The sequence below is a fragment of the Clostridium sp. genome, assembly GCF_051654825.1.
In the GTDB taxonomy this organism is placed as follows: Bacteria; Bacillota; Clostridia; order Clostridiales; family Clostridiaceae; genus Clostridium.
Map to the genome: position 1 here is coordinate 40,658 of NZ_JBOFYU010000288.1, position 9,491 is coordinate 50,148.

Sequence of the window (9,491 nt, forward strand, 5' to 3'; positions counted from 1 at the left end):
CTATTTAAATTTTAAAAACATATTAACTACTTTTAATTATTTTTAAAAACTCTTCTTCATTTATAATATTAATTACTTGACCTTTTTCTATATACAAACATGCTTTTCTAAGCTTAGTTGTCATTTCTTCTCTTTTTAAGCTTTTAATATTTTTCATATTTGTAACTACACATGTGGTTTTTTTAGTTACAGAACCACCTGTACTTCCACCAAGGTTTCTAACAATCCTCATTGCCTTATCCCTTGTCATTGATGATAATCCACCTGTAAATACTACTACTTCATTTTTAAAAGAGCCATTTTTGATTACTAATTCAAATTCATTTCTATCATTTAATCTATTTTTCTTTGAAACTTCTTCTGAAGTACCTTTGGATGATGATGGCTTATACCCTTTACTATCAACCTTCCCAATTGAAACTGATATTAATTTAGATATTTCATTAATATCTCTAGATTTTACCTCATCTGAAATATTTAATAATATATTACTACACGCTAATGCATCAGATAAGGCATCATGATGGTTAAATTTATACCCTAAAAAATTACTTACTGTATTTAACTTTGCATTTTCAAGATTTAAATAAAAATTCTTAGAAAGCTTCATTGTACATATGTATTTAAAGCTAGGTGCTTCTATATCATATAAATCTAGAGTGTTCCTTAATACAGATATATCAAAAGCAGCATTATGAGCTACTACTACTGATTCATTAAAATAATCCTTTATTTCTTCCCATACTTTATCAAATTCATTTTCATTTTCCACCATACTTGGAGTTATTCCATGAATCCCTATATTCATTGGTGTAAATCTCATTTCCTTTGGTTTTATTAGGTGATGTATCTTTTCTACGACTTTTCCATCTTTAACAACAACTAACCCTATTGAACAAGGACTATTTCTTTTTTCATTTGCTGTTTCAAAATCTATAGCTATAAAATTCATTTCTATTCCCCCATATGTATTTTTCCTTATTAATGAAATTCAATTGTATTCCATATTAATCTTTATATCAATCTATAATATTAATCTATATATTAAAATAAGTCATATCTAAAAGATATGACTTATCCTTACTATGCTAATCTAATTATTTCTAAAGTTGTTCTATTAGGCACTAAAGTTAAGCAATTAGCTGTTCTATTTACTAAACTTAATGCCTCTACCCTACATCCTGTACATATTATTGTTGATTTAGTAAATGAATTTCCATCCTGAGCTGTTTGTGCCTCTGAGCCCATAACACGTCGCCCATTCAATGTTAAATCAGCCCTTATAGGATTACTTGTTGATGCTCCTGCAGCACCTGTAACAGTATATACTACAAAGTAAACTTGTCTTGGGCTTAAAAATATTGCATCAGTTCCATTTGCAAACCTAATATCTCCTCTATTTATAATACTAGTTGTAAATGGTATTGCATCTCTTCTAGCTATAGTATCTGCTGTTGAATTAATAAATGATGCATTGCTTCCAACTGTGTTTAATCCTTCTGGTCCCGGAGGCCCTGGAAATCCTACCGGACCTCTTGGTCCTACAGGACCTTGAAATCCTGGTACCCCTTGTGGACCTCTTGCTCCTCTTCTCCCTTCAAGTCCTGGAAATCCTTGTTCACCTTGTGGGCCTCTTGCTCCTCTTGGCCCTACTGGTCCTGGAAATCCTTGTTCACCTTGTGGTCCCCTTGGTCCTCTTGGTCCCGGAGGGCCTGGTTCACTACAATCTGCATCCAACTCAATAAATGGTCTAAATCCACTACGTCCATTACTTATTTTTAATATATTCCCATCACTCGCTTTCAAAGCTAATCCATAATTTTCATCCGGATTTTCTATCCAATATCTAACTAATCTTGTTATATCACCTTTAATACATCTTTCTTTACATCCAGGATTATAATAAATTTTAATTTCTGTTTCACTTATAACAGGTGCGTTACTCCATGTTACTTCGTCTGATCTATATCTTCCTCTTATTAATCCAATACTTATAAAATAAGGTCCACTACAACTTGACTTTAACTCTTCATCTATATATAGATTTAGTGTAGCCCTTCTTACCCTACATCCTGTAAAGGGATTTAATCTAAACATCATAAAAGAAACAAATAAATTCATTCCACTACATTCTTTAGTAGATCCTACTAAAAGATATGGATAACCACTAAAATTACTGTCTGGTCTTGAATTTACAACAAATGTTTCATTAACTGCATTAATAGGACTATGGCTCATAATTCTACCTCCTTCTGAATTACTACCGTATACTATATAATATTTATGTTCTTATAAAATGTGATTAAAATATTTATTGTAAAGACAATTTCTTTATGAAACTTATTATTTTTAAACCTCTAAACCTATTTTTGTAAAAGTTTGTTATGTAAAAATATATTGATTAACATATTTTTTATATAATAATAGAAGTATACTCTACACATTTTGATTTCAAATAATAAATCACCCAATAATTTATTAATATTTCTTATCAAATGACGAGAAATCTAATAATTATTAGGTGATTTTCTATTATAAAAACTCTAGTTTAATTATAAATCCCATTTATCTATATTTATTTTTCCTACTCCCTCAATAGTAAGGAGTTTATCTATATCCTCATTATAAACTCTCGTACTAAGTACATACATACCATCATTTATAAAGATTTCTAAAGATGAATTATCTGAAAATATTCTTATATTATTTAAAGCATTAATCTTAATACTTCTCCCATCTCTTCCATATCCTGATTTACCTAAAGATAATGTAAATACTTTATTTTTAAAACTAATTTTACAATCTTCTCTTAAATTAATCTCAACAATTTCACAACTACCACACTCTAAAAATAATTCATATTTATTAGAATTAAATAAATCTATAACCTTCTTTTCTTTAATATCTATTCCTATCTTTTCAATCATTCTTTTTCTAAGAAATTGAAGTTCTCTTACTGGCTCTTGATATATTACTCCATTAATTAAAGATAATTCTCTAGGTATAGTAAGCTGATGCTGCCAATAGTTTTCTACTGTTGGATTTTTATGTTCCATAGCATCAGGAACTCCCATCCAACCTATCATTATAATTCTACCATCATGATTTTTAAATGTTTGTGGTGCATAGAAATCAAATCCTCTATCTAACTCTACAAAATGCTCAAGGGAACTCCTCTTTTCAATGTCTCCAACTATATACCCACTTTGATATACATTGTTATAATCATATCCTTTAGCTTCTATTCCTTGTGGTGAAAAAATAAGTACCTTTTCACCATTAAAATCTAATATATCTGGGCATTCCCACATATAACCCATTTCATCGCTTCCACCAATAGGTTCTGATTGTAAAGACCAATTATATAAATCATTTGACTTATATATTAAAATATATCCTTTATTATCTTTACCTCTAGCTCCTAAAACCATAAAGTAAGTTCCATCTTCTTCCCAAACTTTTGGATCTCTTACATGCAACGACATATTTCCTGGGAAATTACTATTTCTAAGAAGAATATACTTTTCTGAAAAATTAACTCCATCCTTGCTAGTAACTAAAATAACATTTTGTTCTCTTCCACTTAGAATATAATCATGTTCTCCTTCATGTTTAACATTCCCTGTATAAAAGAAATATATTTCATCTTCTTTAACAAATGCTGAACCTGAATATACACCATCTTTATCACAATCATGGTCTGGATAAAGAGCTATATCTTCTTCCTTCCAATTTACTAAATCCTCTGAAGTATAATGTCCCCAGAACTTTAATCCTCCACTTGGATTTAAAGGTGAGTATTGATAATAAACATGGTACTTACCTTTAAAATAACATAATCCATTTGGATCATTTATCCAACCTATAGGAGCCATTAAATGATATTCACTTCTCCATTTATCATTTTGAACCTTATTTAAATATGCTTCCTTGTATTTATTTATATCTTCTTTAAACTTCTTTTTCATAAATTATCTCCCTTTAAGTAGATCTAATACCTCTTCATTTGTTGGTAATGCTCCTATAGCACCTTTTTTACATACTGTTAAAGCTGCTGTTGCGTTAGAAAACTCTAATAACAACCTTATCTTTTCATCTTCTAATGTTATTAATTCTTCTAAAGAATAATTTTCTTTAGTTACTTGATATAAAAATGATCCTATAAATGAATCACCAGCACCAGTTGTGTCCTGCGCCTTTACTTTGAAAGATGGGGCAAATACTCTTTTATCTCTTGTTATAAATTCTGCACCTTCTGTTCCCTTCGTATATATAACTGCCTTTACATCTCCTTGAAGTAAAAAATTTAAGGCCTTTTCTTCATCTTTAATTCCAGTAATAAATTCTAATTCTTCATCACTTATTTTAACTATATTTCCATAAGGTAAAAATTCTAATATAGCTTTTCTACACTCTTCCGAAGTTTTCCATAACGGTAATCTTACATTAGGATCAAAGCTAATTATTCCTTTATTATTTTTTGATAATTCTATAGCTCTTTTATGAGCTTCCTTTATAGGTGCATCTATTAAACTTACAGAACAAAAATGTAGTATATCTCCTTCATTAAATGAATCTTCATCTATTTCATCCTTTGAAAGTAACATATCTGAACTTGGGTTTCTATAAAATGAAAAATCTCTTTCTCCATTTTCCTTTAATGATACAAAAGCTAATGCTGTATTTGCTTCTTTAGTTCTTTTTACTTTTGAAATATCTACACCTAAAGGTTTTATAGCTTCTAATATAGCATCTCCAAAAGCATCTACTCCAAGCTTCGTTAAAATTTGAGAATTACCTCCAAGCTTCGAAACAGCTGCTGCTACATTTAATGGTGCTCCGCCTGGAACCCTTAAAAAGTTCTCAACCTCCATTAATGCTACACCCTTTTCATGTGGTATAAAATCTATTAAAGCTTCTCCTATTGAAATTACCCTCTTCATTTCAATCCTCCTAAATAATAATGTAATAACCAGACTACATCTATTGGTAGCCTGGCTAAGTTTAAAGTAATATTTTCATTATAATAAATATTTCTATTTTTCGTCTTCTTTAATTCCTAATAACCATGTTGCTACAAATGATACTACTAATGCAATTGCTAGTCCTATGATGTAATTAACCATAGAATTTGATGTTGTTATTGCTAAAGCTGGAAGTCCTGTAACTCCAACTGCTGTCATAGCAACCTTAGTTAATACGACATAAGCTCCTGCTGCTGCTCCACCTATAGCTGCTCCTATGAAAGGTCTTACATATCTTAAGTTTACACCAAATATTGCAGCTTCTGTTATACCAACAAAAGCACTTATTGCTGATGGTAAAGAAATACTCTTTATCTTGCTATTTTTAGTCATAAAATAAACTGCTAAAGCTGCTCCACCTTGTGCAAAATTAGCCATTGACCAAATTGGTAATAATGTATTAACTCCTGTATCAGCTATTAATCCAAGCTCAATAGCATGGAAACTATGATGTATTCCTGTAATTACAATAGAAGAATATGTTCCTCCAAATAATAAGCCTGCTAAGACTCCAAACTTAGATAATGCAAAACTTAAGAATGTACTAATTCCTGCTCCTATTAAGTTAGCTGCTGGCCCTATAACTGCTAATGCTAAGAATCCTGTAAGTAATACTGTTATTAATGGTGTTAATAATATATCTAAAACTTGTGGTACAAACTTTCTTGTATATCTTTCAATATAGGCCATTACAAATACAACTATTAATATAGGCAATACAGTCCCTTGATAACCTAAAAGTGGCATATCTATAATTCCTAGAACTTTAATAGTTTCGAAACCCTCACCTTGTGACCAAGCATTTTGTAATGATGGGTGAATCATTATTCCACCAATTGTAGCTGCTAAATATGGATTTGCTCCAAATACCTTTGCTGCACTTATAGCAACTAATACTGGTAAGAATATAAATGCTGCTGAACTAAACCAATCAAGCATTAACCACCACCATGAATTAGTATATTGATCTAAACCAAATTTAGTTGCTGCTCCCATAAGCCCCATTAATAATCCTGCAGCAACTATGGCTGGTATTATAGGTACAAATATATCTGATAATGTTCTAGCTAATCTTTGGAATGGATTTAATTTCTTAGATGCCTCTGTTTTTATATCTGCTGTACTCATTTCTTTAATTCCAGCTAATTTTATAAACTCTTCAAAAACATGATTTACAATTCCTTGACCTAATATTACTTGATATTGCCCACCTGTTGAAAACACACCTTTTACTAACTCTAATTTTTCAAGTTCCTCTTTTTTAGCTAAGCTTTCCTCTTTTAAAACTAATCTTAATCTAGTTGCACAATGAGCCGCACTAACAACGTTTTCATTTCCTCCAATAAGAGATAATATTTCGCTTGCTGATTGCTTGTAATTTTTACTTGACCCCATTTTTTACTCCTCCTTAAATGATATTATTAAAATCCGTAAATTATTTAATATTATTGTTCCCTAAATATTCTATTTTCTTCTTAAAGGGAACGTTCCCATAATTCTCATTTGTTAATCTATATTTTTAATACTCTATAAGAATACTTGTCCACATATTATTTATTAAATAATATGAATCCCATAAGGGAACGTTCCCATAAAGAACAAAAAATATAATAATCCTATCTCTAAGATTATTATATACTGTCTCTTTTGATAAGTCCATAGGAAAGTTTAACATTTCTCCCTTTATTTTTAGAGGAAATTATACCATCATTTATCATTTCCATCATTATTTTCGCACTTTCTCTACCTGATGTCTTATAATGATAATGAATAGTTGTTAACTTAGGTGTTACAACTCTTGATATTTTTGAATCACCCATACCAATAATAGCTATATCTTCTGGAATTTTATATCCTTTTTCTAATATATACTCCATAGCCCCTATTGCTAATGTATCTGTCACTGCTAAAATAGCTGTGGGTATTTCTTTTTTATTCAATAACTCTTTTGCTAATGCATAGCCACTTTCTTGTGAGAAGTCTCCTATTTTTATATTTTCTCTATTTATTTCTATTTTATTTTCTAACAATGCATCTAAATATCCTTGTTTTCTATGTAGTCCTACAGATATATCTTCTTCATAAATTCCAATAAATCCAATATCTTTGTGACTATTTTTTATTAATTCAATAGTACTGTCCTTTGCAGCATTATAATCATCATTATATACAGATGGGTATTCCTTTATTTCCTGTGCTACTACTACTATAGGAACTCTTACTTCCGCCATAGCCTTTAAATGAGTTTCTGTTACTTTAGTAGCCATGAATATCACTCCATCTACCCCGTTATTTTTAAATATTTTTAGATATTCTAATTCCTTTTCTATAGAAAGATTAGTATTTGCAATAAGCACATCATATCCGTTAGGCGAAAAAATTTCTGTCATTCCCTCAATAACTCTTGATGCAGTTTCAGAACTTATTTTTGGAACTATAACTCCTATTAAATTAGTTTTTTTAGTTCTCATACTTTGAGCCTGTCTTTGTGGTAAAAATCCTGTTTCTTCAATAACAGCTTTTATTTTATCACTTGACTCCTTACTTACATATCCATTATTTAAGTATCTTGAAACTGTGGATTTAGAAACCCCAGAAAGCTTTGCTATATCTATTATATTTAGTGACATATTTTTTCCTTTCAAATCTGCTAAAAATTTTAATATATTTATTATATCACAGTTACTATTTTATATTTAACTTATCTTTTAAAAGTATAAAAGGCACTTAAGTGCCTTTTATACTTTTAAACTACTATAGCTTCTATTTTGTTTATTAAAATAATATCTTTGAACTTTTAATTATTCTAAAGCTGATTGATAATGCTTAATAAGCTTGTACCAATCACTTATTGAAAGTCTATAATCCTCTGTACTATGGTACTCACCTTTTTTAAATGTCTTATAAAATGCTTCTCTTAAATATCTAGGCAACTTGTACCACATATCTAAGATTTGATTTCCTTCATATTCCTCATCTCTATCTTCTATTGGAAAATTAAAATTTCCATTTATCATGTTATATGATAGTTCACGCTTTGATTTATTAGAATATGGGTATTTTCCATGCATTAATATTACAAATAATAATATTGCTATTGAAAAATTTTCATTTCCCAACGTTCTTAAATACCTTTTATTTTTGTTTACTTGTAACTCCGGTGCAGTATATGAAAGCAAATCAACTAAACAAGGAAACCCTCCTATTTGATAGCTATCAGTATCAACAAAATAAACTTCCTCATCCGATACTACCAATATATTCATAGGACTTACATCTCCAATTATAATTCCCTTTCTATGAAGATATTCAAACTTCTCTAATATTGTTAAACATAAATTTGCATAAAACATTGTATCTATTTTACTTGTATCTTCTATATTAGAATTATTATTTAGAAAAATCTTTTTTAATTGCTTTCCATATGCTTTTGGCATTAAATACCCAATAAAATCGCCTTGCAAATTATAAACCATCCTTCTAGGCCAGCATATTCCATCTATGCTTATGCTAGTTCTTAACATAAGTTCTATCTTTTCATATTTATATCTATTAGCATTGCATACCTTAAATATTTTACAGATATAGGAAGTGTTTGTCTCATAAACACTTCCTTCTCCACCAGAGGCTATAAATTTTATTAATCTAATTCTTCTATTATTACAATAAACATAATCTCCTTCTTCTAAATAATTATCATTTCCCACTTTTTTTCTCCTCCAATAGTACATTCTCTTACCTGTGTTACATTCAAATGTTTCCATCAAAGTAAATTCTTTTGTAGCATATCTAAAATAAATAATTTTTTATAAACCATTTATTTTGACACTACTATATTCTATTAATATGACTTGAAATAAGTGTTTGATTTACAAGAATTTTATCTTTTCCCTTATTGTCTATTAGTGCTATACTTTACATTAATAGATTTTATAAATTTGAAAGGATTGATAAAATGAATAAAAAAATATACTTTATATCTGGAGCATCTAGCGGAATTGGTGAAGATATAACAAAAGAACTAATAGAAAAAGGATTTACCGTTATAGGCTGTGGTCTTGATTTAACAGCAAATTATAAAAATAATAATTTTATATATTTTAAATCTGATGTAGCCGATCATAAAAATCTAAAAGAAAATTTACATAAGGTTATGCTAGAAAATAACATTTCTACATTAAATGGAGTTGTTACAAGTGCAGGTATTTGTGGCGTTGCTGAAGACATATATAATACATCTGAAGAAAGATTTGCAGAGCTATTTAATATTAATGTAATGGGGACATATAATACAATAAAAGCATGTTTAAAATACTTATCTAATGGATCAATTGTAACTATTTCTTCTAGTCTTGGTACAAAACCAGTACAAAAATGTATAGGTTATTCACCTGCAAAAGCTGCTATTTGTCAATTAACAAAAAATTTAGCTTTAGAGCTATCACCTAATATTAGAGTTAATAGTGT

General features: G+C 29.3%; 8 protein-coding genes. 1 reads left to right on the plus strand and 7 read right to left on the minus strand.

Features of this window, described 5'->3' with window-relative positions:
- Window positions 1-22: 22 nt before the first annotated feature.
- From ACRDBA_RS17390 to ACRDBA_RS17420, 7 genes are all read right to left on the minus strand, one after another.
- Window positions 23-952, minus strand: a complete 930-nt coding sequence (locus ACRDBA_RS17390; protein ID WP_438574195.1) for an exonuclease domain-containing protein — start codon at window positions 950-952, stop codon at window positions 23-25.
- Window positions 953-1,083: 131 nt separating this feature from the next.
- Entirely contained in the window at window positions 1,084-2,238 is a 1,155-nt protein-coding gene (locus ACRDBA_RS17395; RefSeq protein ID WP_438574196.1) for a DNRLRE domain-containing protein, read from the minus strand.
- 314 nt (window positions 2,239-2,552) lie between these two features.
- Entirely contained in the window at window positions 2,553-3,968 is a 1,416-nt protein-coding gene (locus ACRDBA_RS17400) for a glycoside hydrolase family 32 protein (RefSeq protein WP_438574197.1), read from the minus strand.
- 3 nt (window positions 3,969-3,971) lie between these two features.
- The gene (locus ACRDBA_RS17405) at window positions 3,972-4,943 is read right to left on the minus strand and encodes a carbohydrate kinase family protein (protein ID WP_438574198.1); all 972 of its coding nucleotides are present in this window, start codon (window positions 4,941-4,943) and stop codon (window positions 3,972-3,974) included.
- A 93-nt stretch (window positions 4,944-5,036) separates the two neighbouring features.
- Entirely contained in the window at window positions 5,037-6,419 is a 1,383-nt protein-coding gene (locus ACRDBA_RS17410) for a sucrose-specific PTS transporter subunit IIBC (protein WP_438574199.1), read from the minus strand.
- 236 nt (window positions 6,420-6,655) lie between these two features.
- Complete coding sequence (locus ACRDBA_RS17415) at window positions 6,656-7,654, minus strand: LacI family DNA-binding transcriptional regulator (RefSeq protein WP_438574200.1); 999 nt, start codon at window positions 7,652-7,654, stop codon at window positions 6,656-6,658.
- A gap of 171 nt (window positions 7,655-7,825) precedes the next feature.
- Window positions 7,826-8,731, minus strand: a complete 906-nt coding sequence (locus ACRDBA_RS17420) for a protein kinase domain-containing protein (RefSeq protein WP_438574201.1) — start codon at window positions 8,729-8,731, stop codon at window positions 7,826-7,828.
- A 248-nt stretch (window positions 8,732-8,979) separates the two neighbouring features.
- On the opposite strand from ACRDBA_RS17420, the gene ACRDBA_RS17425 reads away from it, so the two are divergent.
- Window positions 8,980-9,491: SDR family oxidoreductase (locus ACRDBA_RS17425; protein ID WP_438574202.1), on the plus strand; the 512-nt coding region annotated here is incomplete at its 3' end.

Coding starts and splice junctions, on each gene's coding strand:
- ACRDBA_RS17390 (WP_438574195.1), bottom strand. CDS start 952: ATGAATTTTATAGCTATAGATTTTGAAACAGCAAATGAAAAAAGAAAT.
- ACRDBA_RS17395 (WP_438574196.1), bottom strand. CDS start 2,238: ATGAGCCATAGTCCTATTAATGCAGTTAATGAAACATTTGTTGTAAAT.
- ACRDBA_RS17400 (WP_438574197.1), bottom strand. CDS start 3,968: ATGAAAAAGAAGTTTAAAGAAGATATAAATAAATACAAGGAAGCATAT.
- ACRDBA_RS17405 (WP_438574198.1), bottom strand. CDS start 4,943: ATGAAGAGGGTAATTTCAATAGGAGAAGCTTTAATAGATTTTATACCA.
- ACRDBA_RS17410 (WP_438574199.1), bottom strand. CDS start 6,419: ATGGGGTCAAGTAAAAATTACAAGCAATCAGCAAGCGAAATATTATCT.
- ACRDBA_RS17415 (WP_438574200.1), bottom strand. CDS start 7,654: ATGTCACTAAATATAATAGATATAGCAAAGCTTTCTGGGGTTTCTAAA.